The sequence below is a fragment of the Blautia luti genome (assembly GCF_033096465.1).
Taxonomy (GTDB): domain Bacteria; phylum Bacillota; class Clostridia; order Lachnospirales; family Lachnospiraceae; genus Blautia_A; species Blautia_A luti.
This window is the reverse complement of the sequence record NZ_AP028156.1, coordinates 3,700,125-3,722,860: the sequence shown is the minus strand read 5'-3', so window position 1 is coordinate 3,722,860 and position 22,736 is coordinate 3,700,125. Positions and strand designations below refer to the sequence as shown.

The window sequence follows — 22,736 nt, the reverse complement described above, 5'->3', positions numbered from 1 at the left end:
TCAGGGAGGTGTTCTTATGCATAGTTATCTGAGGGCAGTTGGTTTTTCTAAGATCACCAAAAGAAGCAGTATTGAGCAGATTATCATGGATGTGGTGGAAACCTATGATGAGAAATATGTGGTGGAAGATCATCAGGATGGTATATTTGCTGAGTTTTCCAAGAATTATGGATGTGATTGCGGGATTACAGTCTGCGGACAGTATGATGAAGACAATCAGTTCCATGTGGATTACTATTTCCCGTTTTTCCGCGGCACAGGGATTACCACGCAGGAGAACGTGGTAATTGAGAGGCATGCTGATAAGGAATCTTTTGCAGGTGCCTGTGACGATCTGAGAATAGGAGTTACATTAATTTTTTATCTGCAGAACGCTGCTGAATATCTTCAGCAGCGGGGCAGAGAAGAAATGCTTTCCGGGAATCCACCGTTGACCCTTTCTGGTCTGGCAAAAGAAGGAAAGATTCTTTTTCCTGTAGAAAAAGATAAAGAAGCGGTAAAGGTAGAACGTGAACTCACAAAAAACAGAAATCATCTGATCGCTGCAGCCAGAAACGGAGACGAAGAGGCGATGGAAAGTCTTACCATGGAAGATATGGACACATATTCCATGATATCTCAGAGAATTGTTACGGAAGATATATTTACAATTGTGGATTCCTATTTTATGCCTCATGGCATTGAATGTGACCAGTATAGCGTTATGGGCGAGATCATTGATTATATGCTGTTCAAGAACATTATTACAGGAGAAGAGATATATCAGTTTACGTTGGAATGTAATGATATGCTGTTTGATGTCTGTATTAATAAGGCAGATGTCCTGGGAGAACCCCAAATAGGCCGCAGATTCAAAGGAATCGTGTGGCTGCAGGGGCAGCTGCATTATTAAAAGCTTTGATCTGACTAAATGTTTCACGTGAAACATAAAATGGTGAAACACAGAAAAATGTTTCACGTGAAACAATAAATAATATGACAGGACTAAAAAGTGCTACTTGTATTTTCTGCTTAAATATAGTACAATTACCAATGTAAGTTAAATGTCCTCGTAGATCAGCTGGATAGAGCACTCGCCTCCTAAGAGAAAGCCGAGGCATTCCCCAAAGGGAAAAAATGAAAAACAACTTTCAGTTCGAATCTATTCTGAAAAACGCCAAAGGTGACAACAAAGCATTCCCCAAATTGGGGAACGTTCTAATGTTACCAAATCAAAAAAATCTGTAGATTGACAACTCGAAATAGAGTTGATAATCTTATATATGGCCGAAGGGAAAAATCCCAGAAACCCAGTAAAATCAAGGGTTTGCGGCATGTGTCGTCATAGCTCAGCTGGATAGAGCACTCGCCTCCTAAGCGAGGGGTCGGAGGTTCAAATCCTCTTGGCGACGGGCTTCAAAGCGTTCGAAAATGTTAGCTGGATTAGCTGACAGCGAACGCTTTTGTTATTTTCTAATCACGTTCGTGACATGAAATTCCATTCAAAATGATCAATTTCCAGCTAACTCAATCCGATTTTTGTTAGCTGACAGCTAATCAAAATTACCGGTTTGCAAACATGGGTTTTAGGAAGTTCAGCTAACATTTGGGTTCCGCTCTGTTGTCACCCCTTATTCGGGGATGTAAATCAGAGAAAAGGCGGGAAAAGAAACAATCTCTCCCAAACTTGCAAACATGAATTAGCTGAAACAGTATTCAATTCTATTAGCTACAGCTAATGGTCAAACAGCAATGTCTGTTTGGAACTTTACTATCTATAAAAGTTCCAGGCAGGCATTTTTTAGTGTCCTGAATCCTGGAGGAAAGGAGTCAAGATGACTGAACCAAACAGGCAATCAGGAGTAAACGAAGAAAGAATCATAGAAATTGAGATTGAGCGTCTTCGACCGTTCAAAGAGCATCCGTTTCAGGTGAAAGATGATAAGGAAATGTTTCTTCTGCAGGAAAGCATTGAGAAGTATGGAATATTAAATCCGCTGATCGTCAGACCAGTACCGGATGGCTACTATGAGATCATATCCGGCCACAGAAGAAAACATGCTGCGGAGAAGCTGGGATACCGTAAAGTACCGGTAATTATCCGAGTATTAAGTGAAGATGATTCCATTTTAAGTATGGTAGATTCCAATCTACACAGAGAACGGATCAGTTACAGTGAAAAAGCTTTTGCTTACAAACTGAAAAATGACGTACTAAAAAGAAAGAGTGGTCGAAAAAGAGCCAAGTTGACCACAAAAAACCAAGAAAACGATCGATAGATATTATCAGTGAGGATTGTGGAGATAGTCCAAAACAAGTGCAGCGTTATATATCACTGACAAAGCTTATACCGGAAATGCTGCAGAAACTGGATGATGAGATTATTTCTTTTTGTCCGGCTGTAGAGATAGCAGCATTAAGTGAAAAAGAGCAAAAGGAATTGCTTGTAGCAATGGAGTATGCACAGGCGATCCCATCACTCTCACAGGCACAGAGGATCCGGCAACTGAGTAAAGAAAAACAGTTGTCATTGGAAAAGATGGAAGAAATCATGTGTGAAGTGAAAAAGGGTGAGATCACAAGAGTGGCATTCACAAACGAGCAGTTACACAAGTATTTTCCAAATTCTTATACACCGGCAATGATGAAACGGGAAATACTGGCACTGTTGAAATTATGGAAAAAAGAATCATGGGAAAGTTAAAGGAGGAAGAAATCATGTGTAAAGTTATATCCGTAGTAAACCAGAAAGGTGGCGTCGGAAAGACCACCACAACCGTAAATGTAGGCATTGGACTGGCAAGAGAAGGTAAGAAAGTGTTGCTGATCGACGCGGATCCACAGGGAAGTTTAACCGCAAGTCTTGGATATGAGGAACCGGATGATCTTCGCATCACATTGGCAACGATCATGATGGATGTCATCAACGAAGAAGAAATCTCTCTGGAAGATGGGATTTTACATCACCAGGAAAATGTAGATCTTCTCCCGGCAAATATTGAGCTTTCCGCACTGGAAGTAACGATGGGAAATGTTATGAGCAGAGAAATGATCATGAAAGAATATATCGATGCGATACGATGCCGATACGATTATATCCTGATCGACTGTATGCCGAGCCTTGGTATGATGACAATCAATGCACTGGTCTCTTCCGATTCTGTGTTGATACCTGTGCAAGCCGCATATCTGCCGGTGAAAGGACTTCAGCAGCTGATCAAGACCATTCTTACAGTAAAGAAAAGACTGAACCGGAAACTGGCGATTGAGGGCATTCTCCTGACCATGGTAGATTTCAGAACCAATTACGCAAGGGATATTGCATCGAGAGTACATACAACCTACGGAAGTCAGATCGAGGTATTTGAAAATGTGATCCCGATGTCTGTAAAAGCTGCTGAGACCAGTGCAGAGGGAAAAAGCATCTACATGCACTGCCCGAAAGGAAAAGTTGCCGAAGCATATAAGAACTTAACACAGGAGGTTTTGAAAAATGAAAAATAGAAGTGGCGAAAAGATTAAACTGGCAAGCATTGATGAACTGCTGGGTGTGGTAAATGAAGAATCTGCAATGGAGATAGAAATCAGTAAGATCCATCCGTTTAAAAATCATCCGTTCAAGGTGCTGGATGATGAAAAGATGCAGGATCTGGTTGAAAGTGTAAGGATCAATGGAGTACTGACACCGGTACTGCTTCGAATGGATGATAATGAAGAATATGAAATGGTATCCGGTCACAGAAGAATGCATGCAGCACTTTAAAGATTTATCGAGCGATGCTAAAATTTTATATGGACTGATGTTGGATCGAATGTCTCTTTCCATCAAGAATCAGTGGTTTGATGACAAAAACAGAGCATATATCTACTTTTCCATCGAAGATATCATGGAATTACTGAACTGTGGCAGAAATAAAGCCATCAAATCCATGAGAGAACTGGATGACGAAACAGGGATTGGCCTGATTGAGAAACGCAGACAGGGATTTGGAAAGGTGAACGTTATCTACGTGAAAACCTTTATGCCTGAGAAAACAGATGAGAAAAAATTTGAAGAGGAATTAAAGAAGTTTAAAAAACAAACTTCTGTGGAAAATGAGGAATCTACAGAAGTTTACATTTCAAACTTCATGAAGTCCCAAAATCAAACTTCTAGAAGTCCCGAAAACAAACTTCAAGAAGTTTACATTTCAAACCCTAATAATACTAATCTTAGTGATACTGAAATGAATGATAATAAATCTAATCAAATCGTATCTGCAGATGAGAATCGATCCGATGGCGATAACCGCTCTGAGGATTATCAGGCTTATGAAAACCTTGTCAAAGAGACCATTGATTATGAATCACTGGAAGTAACCCATCATGACGATATGCGGCAGGTAGATGAAATCGTGAACCTGATCGTAGAGACTGTGATGTGTAAAAATGACAAGATCTTGATTGCCAGCAACTGGTATCCGGCATCACTGGTGAAGAAAAAATTTCTGATGCTGACCTATTCACATATCGAGTATGTCTTACACTGTATGAGTGGTAACACCACAAAGGTGAAGAACATCAAGAAATATTTATTAGCAGCCCTGTTTAATGCACCGTCAACGATGAACGGGTATTATCAGGCAGAGGTGAACCATGATATGCCAGGACTGGTAAGATAGGAGGTGCACATGTTTATTTTAAAACTTGCTGGAAAGATATTATTACTGCCGGTATGGCTGATCCTTTTTGTGATCGGCTTGGCAGTAAAAATGACAGTACAGACTTATGCGGTTGTCAGAGGGATCCTTGGGTTTATATTCACTTTATTGATCATAGCGACTGCATACTGTTACCATGATTGGGTACAGGTTGCATTTCTATTTTCGCTGAGTGTAATTCTGTATCTGATCCTGTTTGCAGGAGTATTCGTGGACACTGTACTGGACATGACAAGAGAACGTATTATTGATTTTATTATATCGTGAGGAGGATATGAAAATGAGCGAAAACAATGATTATATTCAGTTACCACCACTAAAAAAAGACACACCAGCCGATGTGGTAGCATTTATGTGGGAGTACATGAAAGTACCGGAGGATTCAAGAGAAAAAGTTAAGAATCTGCTTAAAGATGCAAATGAAAATGGAGTAAAAATAAGTCATCAGGCATCAACTCTGTATGATGTTGTTCCAAAAGAAGAAATTGCTGAATTTGAAGAGCTTATGCGCAAAACCATAGCTGACATTGTATCAGAAGCCAGTAGCGTTGCCTGTTGGGTGTATGTGCAGAAATATGTGAAGCACAAAACCCTAAACGAAATGCTGCAAGAATTGCCAGACGTAGGTCAATTCATCCTAGCTATGGATACCTGGTTTGAAAAACTGATGGAGAAATAATCTAGGAAAATAGTTTAAAGTTTACATGTTATGATCATGTATGAAGTTGGAACAAAATAAAAGAATTGTGCTATAATATTGTTCAAGAAAAAGCTCATTGACATATTTCAATCTATTTAGGAGGATAAACGATCATGTGTACAGCAGCAACTTATAAAACAAAAGATTTTTACTTTGGACGAACCCTCGATTATGAATTCTCTTATGGTGATCAGATAGTAATTACACCACGTAATTATGCGTTTAATTTTCGCCATGTTGGCGATATGAAAAATCATTATGCAATTATTGGAATGGCTCATGTTGCTGAGGATTATCCTTTGTATTATGATGCTATGAATGAAAAAGGAGTGGCAATGGCAGGACTGAATTTTGTCGGAAATGCTGTTTATGCCGCGATTAAGCCAGATGTGGAAAATATTGCACAGTTTGAATTTATTCCGTGGATTTTAAGTCAGTGTTCTTCTTTAGTTGAAGTTCGCGAGCTTCTTGAACGAATTAATATTGTTAATACTCCTTTCAGCGAGCAATTACCATTAGCACAATTACACTGGATCATTTCTGATGAGAATGAGTCAATTACGGTAGAATCTATGTCAGATGGTTTGCATATTTATGACAATCCAGTAGGAGTGCTTACGAATAATCCTCCATTTCCACAGCAGATGTTTCAACTAAATAATTATATGTATTTATCTCCTAAACAGCCCAGAAATACTTTCTGCGAAAATTTGGCTCTTGATGCATATAGTAGAGGTATGGGAGGATTAGGTCTTCCGGGAGATCTCTCATCTTCCTCACGCTTTGTACGTGTAGCTTTTACAAAGGTAAATGCAATTTCAGGTGAATCAGAGGAAGAAAGCGTTAGCCAATTCTTCCACATTCTCGGATCTGTGGATCAGCAACGAGGATGTTGCGAAGTAGCGGATGGAAAATATGAAATCACATTGTATACGTCGTGTTGTAATATTACAAAAGGTATTTATTATTACAATACTTATGAAAACCATCAGATCAGTGCAGTAGATATGCATGTAGAAAATCTGGATAGTGATAAAATGATTTGTTATCCAGTAATTCAAGGAGAACGAATCAACTATCAAAATAAATAATGTTTTGAAATCAGGGATGAGGTAGAAAGGAAAGTTCCATGACAAAAGATGAAGTAAAAAAACTCAGGATGAACAGTCCGGAATCACTACAGTTTTTAAATAATGCTACAAAATTTTATAATTTAATGATGATGTATCGTTGTGCTATTCGGGAGATACAAACTAAACTTGAGGTTTTGGATGATGAATTTTCAGTTGAGAACAATCGAAATCCTATTTCTTTTATAAAAACAAGAATTAAGCAGCCCAATAGTATTTACGATAAACTGCAGAAGATGGGATATGAATTTACAACAGAAAATATACAGACATATCTCAATGATGTAGCAGGCGTTCGAATAGTTTGTGCGTTTATTGACGATATTTATATGATATCAGATTTGATTACCCAACAGGATGATATTAAAGTTATTGAAATAAAAGATTATATAAAAAATCCAAAATCGAATGGTTATCGAAGCTATCATATGATTGTTGAAATACCAGTATTTTTTGCTAAGGGTAAAACACCTATGCGTGTAGAATTACAGATTCGAACCAATGGTATGGATTTCTGGGCAACATTGGAACATCAACTTCGCTATAAAAAAGGAATTGAAGAAATGCCTGGCTATGATGAGATAAGTGAAGAATTACTTCATTCTGCAAGAGCTATCATTGAAGCAGATAATGAAATGCAGAGAATAAAAGACAAAATTGGTATGTTCCACGAAATTTAGGAAGAAAACTGAGCAAGTAGGAAGGTGGAATATATATGAAACAAGATACTTTAGAGGGCAAAGCAAAAACAAAAAATGGGGTAAAACGGCTGTGTTTTTCCATAATCTGCATTCTTCTGGAAGTGATTTTTATTATTACTATCGTAACACGCTTGAATGAATATGCAGAAATCATAAATTTATTTACAAGGATTTTGAGTGGGATCTTGGTTTTGGGATTGTACGCATCAAATAAGACATCCTCTATGAAAATGCCTTGGGTCATCTTAATTCTAATTTTCCCAATTATGGGTGTAGGCCTGTATTTGTTGATTGGTTTGAATGGTGGCACACATAAAATGCGTGAGCGATATGCAGAAATTGATAGCAAATTGTTACCAATGCTTCCGGACAGTCAGGAGTGTTTGAGCAAAATAAAAGAAAAAATTCCGAAAGCAGGAAATATAGCAAGTTACATACAAAGAAATTCGCAGTATCCAATCTATCAGAATACGGATATTGTGTATTTTGATGAAGCAGTGAAAGGATTAGAGGCACAGCTTAAGGATTTGGAGAAAGCACAGAAGTTTATCTTTATGGAATATCATGCGATAGAAGACGCTGAAGCATGGCATAAGATTCAAGATGTTCTGGAAGAGCGAGTAAAAGCAGGTGTGGAAGTTAGAGTATTCTACGATGATATGGGTTCTATAGGCTTTATTAACACAGATTTTGTGAAAAAGATGGAAGCAATAGGAATTCATTGCCGTGTATTCAATCCGTTTATGCCAGGTTTAAATCTGTTTTTGAACAATCGTGATCATAGAAAAATAACAGTTATTGATGGAAAAGTCGGATTTACAGGTGGATATAATCTAGCAAACGAATATTTTAATTACACACACCCGTATGGACAGTGGAAAGATACAGGTATTCGTTTAGAAGGAGATGCTGTTCAGTCGCTTACGGTGACATTTTTGGAAATGTGGAATGCAGTAAGTGATAAGGATGCTAATGATTCTGATTTTAGTAAATACCTTTTCCACTATGATTATGCGGCACAGCAAACTGGGTTTGTTCAACCTTATGCAGACAGCCCTATGGATAATGAGCAAGTAGGAGAAGAAGTTTATATCAGTATGATAAATAAAGCTGAAAAATATTGTTGGTTTATGACTCCATATCTAATCATAACAGATGAAATGACGCATGCGTTATGTCTGGCTGCTAAGCGAGGGGTAGACGTAAGAATTATCACACCTGGTATCCCTGATAAAAAATTCATTTATAATATAACTCGTTCTTTTTATCATGGATTAGTTAAACATGGTGTTCGTGTTTATGAGTGGACTCCTGGTTTCTGTCATGCAAAAATGAGTGTGGCAGATGACTGTATGGCAACTTGTGGAACAATTAATCTGGATTATCGAAGTTTATATCACCATTTTGAAAACGGCTGTTTTATGGCAGATTGTCAGGCAGTTGTGGAAATAAAAAATGATCTGATAAGAACGATGGGAGAATGTCGTGATGTGACAGACCAATATCAAACCGGACGAAGTGCATATTTGCGACTGGGACAATTATTTATGAGATTATTTGCTGGATTGCTATAAGAATCTGATGAAACGACCTTTCAAAAAACAGTTGATTTAGAAGTTAACTGTTTTTGAAAGGCCGTTTTTGCTATATCTAACAGTCTGTTGTACAAAGAAGATTTTGCATGGATAGTGATTAATACAACGGAGTAAGAAAAGCTCCTTCATATATTAGAATAAAAATATGACTGTTTCTTTAAAAAGAAGCCGGTCATATTTTTTTATGAAAAATAAATTTTGTTGAGGTTAAATTGAGATTGACTTTGTATTGTATAAGTATGAAATAAAAAGGAAGCAGGTGATGTACAATGAAAAAGCATAAAATATGTAAAATCCTTCTTGTTATACTGGCAATTTTTTTATGTGTGGCTTTTTATGAATTGCTCGGAATCTGCGTTGCATATAAAAAGCAGCCGGAAGTGTCCAATACAACCAAAAAAGAAACAAAAAATGGGTCATGGAACGAATGCAGTGAAAATACAGAACGGGCAGTAATCATAGAAAAGAATCCAGAAGCGCTTTTACAAAGAGTGCGTTTGATCAAGAATGCAAAAAAGGAAATTATTCTTTCTACTTTTGCATTTCAATCCGATGAAAGTGGAAAATTGATTTTAGGAGCACTGCATGATGCGGCAGACAGAGGTGTACATATTCGTCTGTTAGTAGATGGAATGGAGAGCTGGATTGATATGGAAGGAAATCCGTATTTCTATGGATTATCTTCCCATGAGAATGTTGAAATTAAACTGTATAATAAGGCCAATCCGTTGAAACCGTGGAAAATGATGGGTAGAATGCATGATAAATATTTGATTGCAGATGGAAAGAGATATATTCTTGGGGGAAGAAATACATATAATTATTTCCTGGGTGATTTTCCGGGACATAAGAACTATGACAGAGACGTGTTAGTGGTTTGCGATGAACCTGAGAAAGAAAATTCAGTTAACCAGTTGTCAGAGTATTTTGAAACCATATGGAATCAGGAAGACAGTGGTTATTTTCATAACAATAAAAAACTGGCAAATAGAAAATCTGTAAAGAACGCAGTTTTAGAGCTGCAGAACAGCTATCAGAAATATTTTGAAGAGAATAAGGAAAGAATCTGCGAGACCGATTATACGGACGAAACTTTTGAGACAGAAAAGATTACATTAGTGTCAAATCCTATTCACACAGGTTCCAAAGAACCAGTAGTGTGGTATCAGTTGGGAGAATTGATGAAAAATGCAAAAAATCGTGTGAAGATCCACACGCCATATATTATCTGTAATGATATGATGTATAATACATGGGAGGAGATTGCAGAGAACGTTTCAGATTTTTCTATCATGACAAATTCAGTTGCGAATAATGGGAATCCATTTGGGTCTGCCGATTATGCGAAAAACAGAAATAGAATCTTAAGTACAGGAATTAATATCTGGGAATATGAAGGCGGTTATTCATACCACGGAAAAAGTATTCTGATTGACGATGATCTGTCTGTAATCGGTTCCTTTAATATGGACATGAGAAGTGCATATCTGGATACGGAACTGATGCTTGTAATTCGCAGTAAAGATATTAATAAACAGTTGGAAGAGGGCATGATGGAATATGAAAAAGTGTCCCGCCAGATATTAGAAGGCGGAACTTATAATGATCCATATCATGTAGAGCCAATCGAATTAACAAAGAAACGTCAGAGAAAAATATTTTTGGTACAGCATCTGCTTGGATGGGCAAGGTATCTGTTTTAATAAGGAGGAAGGAAAACGTGTTTCAAATATTGATTGTAGAAGATGATAAAGAATTAAGCCAGCTATTCCAAAAAGTGCTTGAGAAGAATGGATATCAAGTCAAAAGTGCATCGGATGGAGCACAGGCATTAGAAGTATTGGATAAGGAATATATTGATCTGATCATTTCTGATATTATGATGCCGGTTATGGATGGCTATGAACTGGTGTCAGAACTTCGTTCAGCAGGATATCAGATACCAGTGCTTATGATCACTGCGAAAGGTTCCTTTGATGATATGCGCCAGGGATTTCTTTCGGGAAGTGACGATTATATGGTAAAACCGGTAAATGTGAATGAAATGGTTTTAAGAGTCGGAGCACTGCTTCGCCGTGCACAGATACTGAATGAACACAAAATTGTGATCGGTTCAACAGAGTTTGATTATGATGCAATGACGGTTACAACTGATAAGGAAAGTCTTGTTTTGCCTAAAAAAGAATTCCTGCTTTTATATAAGCTTGCAGCTTCGCCAGGCAGAACATTTACAAAACAACAGTTGATGGATGAAGTATGGGGATACGAGACGGAGGCAGCCCCACATACGATAGAGGTACATATAGGAAGAATCAGAGAGCGTTTTAAAGATAACCCTGATTTTGAAATCGTAACAATGCGTGGAATTGGATACAAGGTGGTGAAAAAATAATGGAACAAAAGAAAGAAAAAGGATTGCGGATCCGATCCTGTCTGACTGGTGCAATCTGGCTGGCACTTGTATTTTCAACAGTCATATCTGCTTTATTATTTGCTTTTTTGAATCATTTTTTTAATCTGCCGGGCAGCATACCTGTGCTTGGCTGGCTTTTGATTTTCAATACATTGATTGCAGGGCTGATCACTTCCTTTATCAATGCAAAGTTACTGGAACCAATTACCAGACTTAGTAAAGCAATGAAGGAAGTTTCTCAGGGAGATTTTGAACAGCATTTGGAAACGAACAGCCGTATAGCAGAAGTTGGAGAATCTTATCAAAGTTTTAATGTTATGACAAAAGAACTTCGTGCAACAGAGGTGCTGCAGATGGATTTTGTATCTAATGTTTCTCATGAGTTTAAGACCCCGATTAATGCCATTGAAGGATATACAATGCTGCTTCAGGGAGAAGAACTGTCTCCGGATCAAGAGGAATATGTAGAAAAAATCTTATTTAACACCCAAAGACTTTCCGGATTGGTTGGTAATATTTTGCTGTTATCCAAGTTAGAGAATCAGAATATACCAATGAAAAAAACAGAATATCGTCTGGATGAACAGATCCGCCAGGCATTTCTTTCATTGGAAACAAAATGGACAGAAAAAGAAATTGGTTTTCAGGTAGAATTGGAGGAAGTTAAATATACTGGGAATGAAGGACTTTTTATGCATATCTGGATAAATCTTTTGGATAATGCGATTAAGTTCAGCCCTTCAAAGGGGACAATTACGATGTTTCTGAAACAAGAACAGGATTCTGTTAAGTTCATTCTGGAAGATGAAGGACCAGGAATAGAGGATGATGTAAAATCCAGAATATTTGACAAGTTCTATCAGGTAGATGGATCTCATAAAGCAGAAGGAAATGGCCTAGGTCTTGCACTTGTAAAACGGATTGTAGATAGTGCCGGAGGAACAATCAAAGCAGAAAACCGTGAATATGGTGGATGCAGATTTGTTATAGAGCTGCCAAAGCAGAAAGATGAGATTATATAGTTTTAAGATAAATTAGAAGATGGGAGGATTTATATGACATTTTATCAGGAGTTGCAGTTAAATCAGACAGGTTCTAAAAACCTGTTGAAAAAGAGTGAAACACTAAAAGAAAAATTATATCATATGTGGGTATATCTGGTGAAGATAGCTGTTACAATGGCATTTTGTTTTTTCTTTGTTAGTATTTTCAGCATCCTATTTGGAAATGAGAACAGCATTGTAGGTGTAGTAGTCTTATTATGTCTCATGGTGTTTAGAAATGCGGATCTGGGGATCCACACCGGACAATCTACGATGCTTTTGGCTTTGTTCTTTGTAATTATGACTGTATGTCCGCATTTAGCAAATCAGTTTTCACCGGTATTGGGAATGCTGTTAAATATTGCGGCACTGGCTGTGTTGATTCTGTTCGGATGCCATAATCCATTCATGTTTAATCAATCTACATTGGTTCTTGGGTATCTGCTGCTATATGGTTATGATGTTACGGGAAAAAGCTATCAGATGCGATTAGTCGGAATGGCTTTAGGTGCAGCACTTACCTGCTTCGTATTTTATCGAAATCATAAAAACAGAACTTATAAAAGAAATCTGAAAGATCTGATACAAGAATTTGATATCACTTCTTCCAGAACAAAATGGCAGATATGTCAGATTTTATGCGTACCGATTGTCCTTTGCATTGCAGAACTTTGTAATATGCCACGTGCAATGTGGGCTGGTATTGCGGCCATGTCCACGATTTTGCCGTTTATGGAAGATATGCACTACAGAGTCCGTAAAAGGATTGTCGGAAATATTGCAGGTGTTATATGTTTTACAGTATTATATTTTCTGCTTCCTTCGTCAATCTATGCATATATAGGAATTCTTGGTGGAATCGGTGTAGGATTTTCAGCACAATATGGCTGGCAGGCAGTATTTAACACATTTGGTGCTTTAGCCATTGCTGCAGAGACTTATGGACTACAAGGAGCGGTTAGTCTTAGAGTGATTCAAAATGTTTTTGGTGTTGTGTTTGCTTTAGCATTTTGTGTTATATTTTATTGGTTTATGTCTAAAAAAAAGGAAAGTGAGGTGACCGTACATGCAGAGTGAAGTGAATCAGGAAGAAAATTTGAATAGAATTATTACGGTTCCTAATCTTCTTTCTTTTTTTCGGCTTTGCCTGATTCCGGTAATTATATGGAGTTATTGTGTAAAGAAAAATCCTCTGTTAGCTGGTGAAATCTTATTGCTGTCTGGTCTTACGGATCTTGCTGATGGATATATCGCAAGAAGATTCCATAGGATTAGTAATTTAGGAAAAATACTTGATCCGGTGGCTGATAAGCTGACACAGGCAGCGATGTTAATCTGTCTGTTTACTCGTTTTCCACATGTGCTTCTTTTAATCGTAATAATGGCAGGTAAGGAGCTGTATATGGTAGTCAGTGGATGTCTTGTGATACGAAAGACAGGAAAAGTACATGGTGCAGACTGGCATGGAAAGATAGTAACCTTTTTATTATATGGAACTGCAGCGGTGCATATTATATGGTTCCACATTACACCGATGGTATCAGATCTGTTGATTGGTTTGTGCGCTATAATGATGGTCATATCGGTCGCTCTGTATATTATCCAGAACACCAGGACTCTTAAGGAAGAGACTGTATAAGCAATTTTATATTGCAATGACTAGAAAAATATTTAGGAGAAGATAGATATAAACAGTAAGTCAAACACACAAACTATGGAGTCTTTAGTCGGTTTAATAAAATTTTAGATAGAAAATAAATCATTATAAAAAGATCCTGTTCATACTATGATATATAGAACAGGATCTTTATTTACTTTATTCGCCAGGAAATTGCCCTGAATCTCCATCGGCATATGATAAGCCTGGCCTCGTTTTGTCAGGCTGTATAATTTAAAGCTCATTAGTTCCGGAGTCGCATTCAATGAACTGCAGAGTCTGAAATAATCCAGGTCCTCGTTCTGAACCATCAGCCTTTTAAAATTAGCCAACTACTTTTCCAAAAGTTTTTAAGGTGGATCCGGAAGTGACTTGGATAGGGGCATATTTTTTATTTAGAGAAATAAGCTGAATACCGGAATCGGATTGATGGTATTTCTTTACATAAGCATCACCATCAAGGAAGAAGACACCGATTTCTCCTTCTTTAAGTGTTTCTTGTTTATGAATCCAGATGATCTGTTCATCCAGATAGAGAGGCTCCATGCTGTCACCACATACCCGGACACCGAAGTCAGCACTGGAAGATACTTCATCACCAACTTCAATTTCAGAGAAACGGTCGGAATCAAGGAATTGTCCTGTTCCAGCTGAAACCGGGAGATCATACAGACTGAGAGTTCTTCGTGGAAATTGGTAAATGATTGGTTCTTCTCGAATGTATTCTCCGATTTTCACTAATAGGTTCATGTAGTCAAGAACTTTGGCTTGTCCTTCGTCATTTAATTTGGAGAAAAGTTTCTCATCCGTTCCAATCTGGAATGTTCTGTTTATATCGGAAATCTCAAGAATCTCACAGAGGGCAAAAAACTGTAAAACATTTGGCAGGTTTACATTTTTTTCCCATTTACTGATAGAATGTGCTCTTACATCTAATCCTCTTTCACACAGAAGAGCTGCCAGTTGTGGTTGAGACAGTCTGCGTTCTTTTCTTTTATTAGCGATAATGGATCCAAAATCTTTCTTTATCATCATACACCTCCATATGCAGGTATTTATTCCCTATATATACTATAACCCATAACAGATAAAAAATCAACAATAATAGCGTTAAAATCTATAAAAACGACATATCTGCTACTTTACAAAGATTTAAAAGCGATATATAATGACTATATAGAAAAAGAACACACGTTCTAAAAAGGAAAGGTGAAAATGTGGAAAGAGTAATATTGCACAGTGATGCCAACTGATTTTATGCTAGTGTGGAAATGCTTTATCATCCAGAATATGCTGGTAAGCCATTAGCTGTAGGAGGAGATCCTGAAGCGAGGCATGGAATTGTATTGACGGCGAATTATATTGCGAAGAGAAGCGGGGTTAAGACGGGCATGGCATTGTGGCAGGCAAAACAGGTATGCCCAGATCTGATATTTGTACCACCCAGAATGGATTTGTACTTGAAGTTTTCATTTATGCTCCGTGAAATCTATTCAGAGTATACGAATCAGATTGAACCATATGGCTGCGACGAAGCGTGGCTTGATGTTACTGGAAGTTCTTCACTGAAAGGTAACGGAAGAATGATTGCGGAAGAGATAAGCAGACGAGTAAAAAAAGAATTGGGAATTACTGTAAGCATTGGAATCTCATGGACATGGAATAAAATTTTTGCTAAGCTAGGAAGCGATTATAAGAAACCGGATGCAATAACCGAATTTAATAAAGCGAATTATCAGGATTTGATTTGGAAACTTCCAGTGTCAGATCTTCTATACGTGGGAAGATCAACGAATAGAACTTTACAGAAATATGGTATTCGCACAATCGGAGAACTGGCAAGAACAGATCCAGATTTTCTGGAACTGCAGCTTGGGAAAATGGGACTTGTCATTTATTCATTTGCGAATGGCTGGGATGATTCGCCAGTTTCAGTAGAAGGATATCAGGCACCGATAAAGTCTATTGGCAACAGTACAACGACACCCAGGGATCTGGAAAATGATCAGGATGTACAGATTATTCTGATGGCATTGGCAGAAAGTGTCGCAGCCAGACTGCGGAAACATGGTTTTAAATGTAATGTAGTGTCAATTTCGATTCGTGATAATGGGTTATTTCATTTCACCAGGCAGAGAAAGTTGCAGGAGCCGACAGACATTACAGATGAGATAATGAGTGCAGCATACTGGCTTTTTAGAGAGAACTATCATTGGCCTCGTCCGATCAGAAGTCTTGGAATCCGTACAGATGATCTGGTTATGGGGCAGGTTCCGGTGCAGTTAGATTTATTTATGAATGAACAGCGCCGGGAAAAACAGGAGAAGTTAGACAGGGCAGTAGATGATATCAGGCGACGGTTTGGATATCACAGTGTCCAGAGAGCATTTATGTATCAGGATAAAATATTATCCAGCCTGGATGTACAGGGATCCCACACTGTTCATCCGGTCGGATATTTTAATGGGAGGTAAGTGCTTTGAATGACAACAAAGTTTATGTAGAAGTCATTGTAAAATTCAGCATAGAAGGCGCAATGATGCCAATAGAATTTATTTGGGAAGATGGAACTAAATATGTAATTAATAAAGTAAAATCGAGAGAACGTTGTGCCAGCCGGAAAGCGGGTGGTACAGGAATTATGTATATTGTAATAGTAGATGGTAAGGAATGCCATTTATATTATGAATTTGATAAGTGGTTTATGGAGCGCAAGAGTGCGTAAAGATTTAAGAAAGAAAATAGGATCTGCAAAAGAGCTGACCTTTCCCTTTTGCTCTTTTCAGATTGACATATAAGGGCATTACATCTATGTCCATGAAACAATATACCCACTATATTGTCCATGCAGATGTGGCTCTGCTCAAGAATAATTCTTATTGAGCTTCCGTCAAAATCACAGGGATGGGAGTGTAGAACGTCAGAGAAAGACGATTCAATACGAAAAAAGGAGATTTTGATAATGACAGAGAGAGATTATGCGATTAGATCGTTTAAGGAAATTACATTAAATGCAGCACAACATACAGAAGAGAGAATGGATCTGTACTATGAAAAGATTAAAGCACTGATGAACAATTATCAGGATTTGATTTTGGAAAATCAGATGGTTTTGGATGAATTAGAGCAAGAGTGTCAGGAAAAGATCAATGAGAATATGGCCTATGCCCTTCAGTATATGGATGCCTATGATTACCGCATGAATTTAGGAAAACTGAAAAAAGAAGTAAACAATATCATTCTAATCTATGGACTTTGTGATATGGTCAACCGGGCAATGACACTGGTAAAATATTTTACGCCGAATTTTGGAACAGAATATTATGATGTGCTTTATGGTTGCTTCTGCAGGCACAGAAAAATGACAGAAATGGAAATTATGCTTGAACTGGGGATGAGCCGGGCAAGTTTTTACCGGAAGAAAAAAGCAGCGCTCCGGTATCTGGGATATTATTTTTTTGAAATCGTAGTGCCACAATCTGCAAATAAACGATATAAGCCATCTTTTCCAAAAACGGAAGAGTAGATCTGAAAGAGCCTGATGGAGTCTCCCCTTTCCATCAGGCTCGTATATAATGGAATACTCCCCTATTCCCCTTATTATTCCGCAGCTTCTTCAGCTACGATTTCTTTAGTTTTTCCGGATTTGCCAGAAATCATTTTATGACCTGAGTAAATGGCCATAGCCATGCAGATTAGTGAACTGAATGCAAAATATTTATGAGCTGATTTCATATCCTTATAGCCGGTGTAGCAAGTTCCGATCATGGAAACCATCGCACCGATAGACCAATATTTATGTGATTTCATTTGAACCTCCTGAGCTTTTTTTATATCATACATCTTTTTTAGAAATATGCAAACTTGAATTTATCGTCTTGTTCCATTCTTATCAAAATTCTTTTTTAATGCTATTTCTGTTGGGAGAATAGACCCAATTAAAGGAATAAGTTGAACACCACAGATAATTCCTCCTATACTCCCAACACAATCTTCATTTTTTCCAATCACTAAAAGCATGAATATTACTGTTATCGGCAACATAACCATTCCACAGACATACCAGACTTTACCACAATATTTATGAGCAAATTCCCATGTGTCTTTGTTCTTTATAGACATCGAAGTCCGATATCCAAATACTGAATTTATTTCCTTTGGAGCCTTTTTCATAAAATATCTTCCAAAACCAATCATCGTAGCTGGTATTCGGCTGAGGTATTGAAAGAGCTGGGATTGAAATGAGGGAAGTGGATAAATGTTTTGATTGACGAAATAACCTATACATGATAGTATAAATCCAAAGATGATGGTCTATCAGAGAGACTGTTATATATCTTCAAGTTTAAAAAGATAATTTTCAATAATTTTTCAAAAATCAGAATCGACAATTCATGACAAATCAATCCTGAATCGGGGAACGTTTCTCATAGAAAAGAACTACAAAAAATAAGAAAATAAAAACGGAAAATCATTGTCTGTAGTATAAGTATTTGTTATTATGAAGTAAATAGAGGATATTTTACAAAGTAAAGCTTAATCTAGAGAATCTGCCAGTGGCAGGCCTCTGTAGATACCAAGGTATACAAAAGGAGAATGAAAAAATGAAAAAAGAAGACATGTCCTGTATCGACTGCGCAGTAAAAAACTGCAACAAAATGGATAAAACCTATCCGGATTTCTGTCTGACAACACACATGGATGAAGAAGTTCTAAATGAAGCTATGGAATGCTACAATGAAGACGAGAACCGCAAAGTAACAATCGCTGCAGCTGAAGTAGAGTATGAGAATTACTGCAAACATACCCGTGTCGAAGAAATCATGGATTTTGCAAAGAAGATTAATGCGAAAAAGATCGGGATCGCAACCTGTGTCGGATTGTTGAAAGAAAGCCGTATCCTGGCAGATATCCTGCGCAGACATGGCTTTGAGGTGTATGGTGTCGGCTGTAAAGCCGGAACACAGAAGAAGACATCGGTCGGCATCCCGGAATGCTGCGAAGGTGTCGGTGTGAATATGTGTAATCCGATCCTGCAGGCAAAGCTTCTGAACAAGGCGAAGACGGACCTGAATGTTGTGGTCGGACTTTGTGTGGGGCATGACAGTCTGTTTTACAAATATTCCGAGGCACTGACTACGACAGCAGTGACGAAAGACCGTGTATTGGGGCATAATCCGGTGGCGGCGCTTTATACTGCGGATAGTTATTATTCAAAGTTGAAGAAGAGTGAAGAAGAGTAATATTTCTAATTTGGGCGTTTAAAGATACATAAAGATATCCCATTCAAGCATTTCTCTTTTTATCCAACGAAAAAAAGAACACACAACACTCTGTATGTTCTCTTTCTGTATGTGAAGTCCAATATTATACTTTGAAGTAGCTATCCAATCCTTTGAACTCTTCCGCTTTCATTTCTTTTGTAACATCAGCATAGATGTTCAGTGCAGTTGAAATATCTGAATGTCCGAGTGCGTCTTGAATGACCTTTATATTTACTCCAGCTTCACACATTCTTGTTGTAAATGTATGTCTAAGCGAGTGGCAGCTAAAATGAGGAAGTAACACATCAGGTTCATCACTGTGCAAAAACTGCTCATCATTGCAATCACGGATAATTCTTCGGATTGTCTTGTAGTTTGCGAATATCCGTATAAATAGAAAAAGCCCTTTGAGAAGAGGATTTCTCCCCTCTCAAAGGACAACCAGACAAACTGGAACTTGTCGGGGCAAAGCCCCTCCATCTTGCTACGCAAGACCGTTCTGTCGCTTAAAAGCCCCACTGGGGCTTTCATTGTTCTGCTTCGCTCCACAAACGCGAATTTTCAAATTAGTCTTTGCAAATAACCTTTGAACCTTCACCATCAATTACAATTCCCTGACGGTTGTTAATTGGGCATAGATTCAAATCCGAAAACTCAGTCATTATTTTCTCGGTAACTTTCTTAAATGGTGATGTAAGATAATGCGGAAGAACATAGAAATCAATCAAATCAAGCCCTGCATCATCTTCTTGTGAGTAGTCCTCCGGCTTTTCATCCATTTGCTCGATATATTGGATGCTTGGAGCGCATATAATCGCACCTGCCGATTCACCAATCATCAGTTTTCCCTTTGCCAATTCTTTCTTCAACAGCTCATCCGTTCCCGTTTTACGGAGCTGGTCTATAAGGAAAAAAGAATTGCCGCCGGTAAAATATATCACATCCGCATCTTCAAAAACAGACTGTATCGTTGAATAAGCCTCCGTTGAAATATCAATTTCAGTTACGATTGCTCCCAACTTTTTGAATAATTTTCGAGCCGAGCCGACATAACCGGTGTAGCCTTCACGCAGCGAAGCTGTTGGAATAAATGCGACTTTTTTATTTTCAATTTCTTCCTTTATCAGACTTCCTACACTTGAAAAGTGCGAACATAAAAACAGTTTCATCAATATTCTCCTTTATATATAAATTCCGATTTATCTTTGCCTTATGTTATCATAATTCGGTTTAAATTGCTATAAATAGTTTTATCCCAATAATAGAAAACCCCAGAAATCATTAAGATTCCGGGTGCCTTATGTTTGAACATATTTACCTTTTAATTTATGTAAGACAGATGTGGAAGTACAGCAGGAGCTAGGAATAGGCAGGACTTCTTTTTATAAAATGAAGAAGCAGGCACTTGGATATTTAGGATTTTATTTTTATGAGATCGTGGTACCGCAGGCAAAGGATAAAAGATTTAAACCGTCACTGGGCGTTGAGGAAGAGTAGGTGAGTAATATGAGATACGAAGATTCGATGAAAGGCGTAGCTGATCAGATAATCAAAGAACAGCAGCGAGTCAGTAAAATTATAAACAATCCAGAAGAGTTCCATTGGCATGACGAATATGCAACGTTGAATTTCTTTCGGTTTATCTGCAAAAATATCGGTAACTTGAGAAATGGAGAAATTGAAAAAATGGCCACACGTTTAAAGAACATAGATCAGAAAGCAGTGGAAAACCATGTGAATGGTGCTGTTTGGGCATTTGATTATGATAAGATGTTCTGTGTATTGATGGAAAATGAAATTTGCCGAAAGGTGTGTGAAAAGAATAAATATAACAGTTGGATGAATCTGATTGGACAGTATTGTGTTTCAAGGAATTAAAGACGAAAAAAGTTGTTGGAGAGAAATAATTTCCAGCAACTCTGTCTTTAATGAATAGAGTTCATTTTTTTATTCAACTATTCCCATGATATATACAATATGTAAATTTGCAATTCAAATATCAGTTTATGCTAAGTACAATAATAATAATAATTACTATTATTGACAAGAGAAATAATTATCATGTATAATACAGATATACAAGAAACAAAGTGTTAGAAAAATTGCTAGGAACTTGGTAACAAAAATAAATCGACATTGAAAAGGGAAAATGACTATGATAAAATATGAATGTGAACCATGTGGATATATTTATGATCCGGCAGTAGGAGATCCAGACGCTGGTATCGATCCAGAAACTGCATTTGAGGATATTCCAGATGACTGGACATGCCCAATCTGTGGATTAGGAAAAGATGTTTTCGTTCCTGTAGAAGACTAAGCAGAAAATGCAGGTACGAAACTGTCAGACATTAAAAGATCCTAAGAGAACATATAAAAGAAATGGAGGTCAAATTATGACTTACGATTTAAACATTACCTTTGATGACAATTTAGTAACAGGAAATGAAACAATTGATACCCAGCATAAAGAATTGATCGACCGTATCCAGAACTTTGTAACTGCCTGTCAAAATGGCGACAGCAAAGTAAAAGCAATCAAAATGCTGGATTATCTGGATGAATATACTGACTTTCATTTCAAAGAAGAGGAAAAGCTTCAGGAAAAATCCGGTTATCCAGAGCGTGAAAAACATTATGAAAAACATGAAGAGTTTAAAAAGACAATTCAGGAACTGTATGAATACCTTCAGGAGTATGAAGGACCAACAGATCAGTTCAGTGAACTTGTACAGAAAAATGTAATCGACTGGCTGTTTGGACACATTAAAACATACGACCGCTCTGTGGCAAAATTTATCTTTATGAAACAAAATCCAGATCGATGCTAAAATAAACCAGGGAATGAGTTCACTCAGAATGTAGACAACATGATGAAGTAAACTAGGGGCTGTCACAATGCAGTCCCTTTCCTGTTATAGCGATATTCTAGGTAATATATTGCGCTGGCATGACATATTATTTTACTACTACTATATGGGAAGAGCAAGCAGCTCTTCTTTTTTTGTCCTTTTTATCCAATTTTAAGTTGTAAAGTCTCTTTTCATTCGACAAAATTCTCCACAGACAGAGGATATGCGACGAGCATTGATATGCACATCTATTTATGGAAAGAGGATATTGAAGACGGGGAATCGGTAATGACAGCCGAATATAGACCTGTAGAATACGGAAAGGACTATGATATTGTCAATAATCCTGATAAATTTCAACTATATATAGATGGAAAAGAGATTAAATAGTAATCTCCTGAAAGCAAGCTTTTTGTCAATTATTTCAAAGAAAAATTAAAGGATAACAATACATAGTTTTGACAATGATATTTTGAAAAATTTTATAGGAATGCTCTATTATCAAATTGACATAGGAATATGGTAGCGTATAATTAGAATTGAATACACTGAAAAAATGGAGGAATTACATGAAAGCACACAAATACTTTGCATTTGGCTCTCTGATATGCATGATTATGGCAGTCTATTCTGGTCATAAAATGATTTCGGGTAATAAAAGAACAAGAAAACAGGTGAAAAATATAAAAGCGGAGGAATAGT

Annotated in this window: 27 protein-coding genes, 1 tRNA gene and 3 pseudogenes; 24 read left to right on the top strand and 7 right to left on the bottom strand. The window is 37.4% G+C overall.

The window, feature by feature from the left end; genetic code table 11:
- Nucleotides 1-16 precede the first annotated feature (16 nt).
- The 16 genes and pseudogenes from R8695_RS17325 (at nucleotide 17) to R8695_RS17250 (ending at nucleotide 13,900) form a co-directional block, all read left to right on the top strand.
- Nucleotides 17-892, top strand: a complete 876-nt coding sequence (locus tag R8695_RS17325; protein WP_154780157.1) for a DUF3881 family protein — start codon at nucleotides 17-19, stop codon at nucleotides 890-892.
- A gap of 425 nt (nucleotides 893-1,317) precedes the next feature.
- Nucleotides 1,318-1,391, top strand: a tRNA-Arg gene (locus tag R8695_RS17320).
- A 326-nt stretch (nucleotides 1,392-1,717) separates the two neighbouring features.
- Nucleotides 1,718-2,683 (top strand): annotated as a pseudogene (locus tag R8695_RS17810) (ParB/RepB/Spo0J family partition protein).
- A gap of 14 nt (nucleotides 2,684-2,697) precedes the next feature.
- Nucleotides 2,698-3,483 carry a ParA family protein gene (locus R8695_RS17310; RefSeq protein WP_055148854.1) on the top strand — a complete coding sequence of 262 codons (786 nt, stop codon included), beginning with the start codon at nucleotides 2,698-2,700 and terminating at the stop codon, nucleotides 3,481-3,483.
- Nucleotides 3,473-3,736 (top strand): annotated as a pseudogene (locus R8695_RS17305) (ParB N-terminal domain-containing protein); the annotation flags it as partial. The gene R8695_RS17310 and the pseudogene R8695_RS17305, both read left to right, overlap by 11 nt.
- A complete protein-coding gene (locus R8695_RS17300; protein ID WP_243139496.1) occupies nucleotides 3,690-4,640 on the top strand; it encodes a DUF6017 domain-containing protein in 951 nt (316 codons plus the stop codon). The pseudogene R8695_RS17305 and the gene R8695_RS17300, both read left to right, overlap by 47 nt.
- A 9-nt stretch (nucleotides 4,641-4,649) precedes the next feature.
- Nucleotides 4,650-4,946 carry a hypothetical protein gene (locus R8695_RS17295; protein WP_005334864.1) on the top strand — a complete coding sequence of 99 codons (297 nt, stop codon included), beginning with the start codon at nucleotides 4,650-4,652 and terminating at the stop codon, nucleotides 4,944-4,946.
- Nucleotides 4,947-4,953: 7 nt separating this feature from the next.
- Nucleotides 4,954-5,358 (top strand): hypothetical protein, encoded by a 405-nt coding sequence (locus tag R8695_RS17290; protein WP_154780156.1) that lies wholly within the window; start codon nucleotides 4,954-4,956, stop codon nucleotides 5,356-5,358.
- Nucleotides 5,359-5,492: 134 nt separating this feature from the next.
- Complete coding sequence (bsh, locus tag R8695_RS17285) at nucleotides 5,493-6,470, top strand: choloylglycine hydrolase (RefSeq protein WP_154780155.1); 978 nt, start codon at nucleotides 5,493-5,495, stop codon at nucleotides 6,468-6,470.
- Between the two features lie 38 nt (nucleotides 6,471-6,508).
- A complete protein-coding gene (locus R8695_RS17280; RefSeq protein ID WP_005360232.1) occupies nucleotides 6,509-7,189 on the top strand; it encodes a GTP pyrophosphokinase in 681 nt (226 codons plus the stop codon).
- A gap of 35 nt (nucleotides 7,190-7,224) precedes the next feature.
- Nucleotides 7,225-8,784, top strand: a complete 1,560-nt coding sequence (cls, locus tag R8695_RS17275) for a cardiolipin synthase (RefSeq protein ID WP_006427148.1) — start codon at nucleotides 7,225-7,227, stop codon at nucleotides 8,782-8,784.
- A gap of 290 nt (nucleotides 8,785-9,074) precedes the next feature.
- Nucleotides 9,075-10,508 (top strand): phospholipase D family protein, encoded by a 1,434-nt coding sequence (locus tag R8695_RS17270; RefSeq protein WP_055249576.1) that lies wholly within the window; start codon nucleotides 9,075-9,077, stop codon nucleotides 10,506-10,508.
- On the top strand, nucleotides 10,487-11,197 hold the full coding sequence (locus tag R8695_RS17265; protein WP_154780154.1) for a response regulator transcription factor: 711 nt from the start codon (nucleotides 10,487-10,489) through the stop codon (nucleotides 11,195-11,197). The genes R8695_RS17270 and R8695_RS17265 overlap by 22 nt, the downstream gene beginning before the upstream one ends.
- The gene (locus R8695_RS17260; RefSeq protein WP_005347239.1) at nucleotides 11,197-12,240 is read left to right on the top strand and encodes a HAMP domain-containing sensor histidine kinase; all 1,044 of its coding nucleotides are present in this window, start codon (nucleotides 11,197-11,199) and stop codon (nucleotides 12,238-12,240) included. The genes R8695_RS17265 and R8695_RS17260 overlap by 1 nt, the downstream gene beginning before the upstream one ends.
- Before the next feature lie 33 nt (nucleotides 12,241-12,273).
- A complete protein-coding gene (locus R8695_RS17255) occupies nucleotides 12,274-13,338 on the top strand; it encodes an FUSC family protein (protein ID WP_055060228.1) in 1,065 nt (354 codons plus the stop codon).
- A complete protein-coding gene (locus R8695_RS17250) occupies nucleotides 13,328-13,900 on the top strand; it encodes a CDP-alcohol phosphatidyltransferase family protein (RefSeq protein ID WP_055057096.1) in 573 nt (190 codons plus the stop codon). The genes R8695_RS17255 and R8695_RS17250 overlap by 11 nt, the downstream gene beginning before the upstream one ends.
- Nucleotides 13,901-14,040: 140 nt before the next feature.
- On the opposite strand, the gene R8695_RS17245 is transcribed toward R8695_RS17250, so the two are convergent.
- Entirely contained in the window at nucleotides 14,041-14,250 is a 210-nt protein-coding gene (locus tag R8695_RS17245) for a hypothetical protein (RefSeq protein WP_243139495.1), read from the bottom strand.
- Complete coding sequence (locus R8695_RS17240) at nucleotides 14,243-14,953, bottom strand: S24 family peptidase (protein ID WP_154780153.1); 711 nt, start codon at nucleotides 14,951-14,953, stop codon at nucleotides 14,243-14,245. Before R8695_RS17240 ends, R8695_RS17245 begins: the two co-directional genes overlap by 8 nt.
- A gap of 230 nt (nucleotides 14,954-15,183) precedes the next feature.
- Between R8695_RS17240 and R8695_RS17235 the strand changes: the two genes are divergently transcribed.
- From R8695_RS17235 to R8695_RS17225, 3 genes are all read left to right on the top strand, one after another.
- Nucleotides 15,184-16,392: a DNA polymerase Y family protein gene (locus R8695_RS17235; protein WP_308418816.1), complete on the top strand. Its 1,209-nt coding sequence runs from the start codon at nucleotides 15,184-15,186 to the stop codon at nucleotides 16,390-16,392.
- Nucleotides 16,393-16,397: 5 nt separating this feature from the next.
- Nucleotides 16,398-16,643 (top strand): hypothetical protein, encoded by a 246-nt coding sequence (locus R8695_RS17230; RefSeq protein WP_330585095.1) that lies wholly within the window; start codon nucleotides 16,398-16,400, stop codon nucleotides 16,641-16,643.
- 237 nt (nucleotides 16,644-16,880) lie between these two features.
- Nucleotides 16,881-17,444 (top strand): hypothetical protein, encoded by a 564-nt coding sequence (locus R8695_RS17225; protein WP_154780151.1) that lies wholly within the window; start codon nucleotides 16,881-16,883, stop codon nucleotides 17,442-17,444.
- A gap of 74 nt (nucleotides 17,445-17,518) precedes the next feature.
- Here the strand turns inward: R8695_RS17225 and R8695_RS17220 are convergent, their stop codons facing one another.
- A complete protein-coding gene (locus R8695_RS17220; RefSeq protein WP_154780150.1) occupies nucleotides 17,519-17,728 on the bottom strand; it encodes a DUF6219 family protein in 210 nt (69 codons plus the stop codon).
- Between the two features lie 60 nt (nucleotides 17,729-17,788).
- Nucleotides 17,789-18,115 carry an SdpI family protein gene (locus R8695_RS17215; protein ID WP_154780149.1) on the bottom strand — a complete coding sequence of 109 codons (327 nt, stop codon included), beginning with the start codon at nucleotides 18,113-18,115 and terminating at the stop codon, nucleotides 17,789-17,791.
- A 407-nt stretch (nucleotides 18,116-18,522) separates the two neighbouring features.
- Between R8695_RS17215 and R8695_RS17210 the strand changes: the two genes are divergently transcribed.
- Nucleotides 18,523-19,161, top strand: a complete 639-nt coding sequence (locus tag R8695_RS17210; RefSeq protein WP_008705300.1) for a DUF1847 domain-containing protein — start codon at nucleotides 18,523-18,525, stop codon at nucleotides 19,159-19,161.
- 124 nt (nucleotides 19,162-19,285) lie between these two features.
- On the opposite strand, the gene R8695_RS17205 is transcribed toward R8695_RS17210, so the two are convergent.
- The 3 genes from R8695_RS17205 to R8695_RS17200 are packed head-to-tail and all read right to left on the bottom strand — an operon-like array spanning nucleotide 19,286 to nucleotide 20,351.
- Nucleotides 19,286-19,507, bottom strand: a complete 222-nt coding sequence (locus tag R8695_RS17205; RefSeq protein WP_330585093.1) for a tyrosine-type recombinase/integrase — start codon at nucleotides 19,505-19,507, stop codon at nucleotides 19,286-19,288.
- Nucleotides 19,414-19,713, bottom strand: a complete 300-nt coding sequence (locus tag R8695_RS17950) for a hypothetical protein (RefSeq protein ID WP_330585103.1) — start codon at nucleotides 19,711-19,713, stop codon at nucleotides 19,414-19,416. Before R8695_RS17950 ends, R8695_RS17205 begins: the two co-directional genes overlap by 94 nt.
- Before the next feature lie 35 nt (nucleotides 19,714-19,748).
- Nucleotides 19,749-20,351, bottom strand: a complete 603-nt coding sequence (locus tag R8695_RS17200; RefSeq protein ID WP_154780148.1) for a Type 1 glutamine amidotransferase-like domain-containing protein — start codon at nucleotides 20,349-20,351, stop codon at nucleotides 19,749-19,751.
- 337 nt (nucleotides 20,352-20,688) lie between these two features.
- Between R8695_RS17200 and R8695_RS17195 the strand changes: the two genes are divergently transcribed.
- From R8695_RS17195 to R8695_RS17180, 4 genes and pseudogenes are all read left to right on the top strand, one after another.
- Nucleotides 20,689-21,060 (top strand): hypothetical protein, encoded by a 372-nt coding sequence (locus R8695_RS17195; protein WP_154780147.1) that lies wholly within the window; start codon nucleotides 20,689-20,691, stop codon nucleotides 21,058-21,060.
- Nucleotides 21,061-21,337: 277 nt separating this feature from the next.
- Nucleotides 21,338-21,502 carry a rubredoxin gene (rd, locus tag R8695_RS17190; RefSeq protein WP_020993356.1) on the top strand — a complete coding sequence of 55 codons (165 nt, stop codon included), beginning with the start codon at nucleotides 21,338-21,340 and terminating at the stop codon, nucleotides 21,500-21,502.
- Nucleotides 21,503-21,578: 76 nt separating this feature from the next.
- Entirely contained in the window at nucleotides 21,579-22,013 is a 435-nt protein-coding gene (locus R8695_RS17185; RefSeq protein ID WP_106492463.1) for a bacteriohemerythrin, read from the top strand.
- Between the two features lie 593 nt (nucleotides 22,014-22,606).
- Nucleotides 22,607-22,735: pseudogene (locus R8695_RS17180) on the top strand (DUF6219 family protein); the annotation flags it as partial.
- Nucleotide 22,736: the final 1 nt, after the last annotated feature.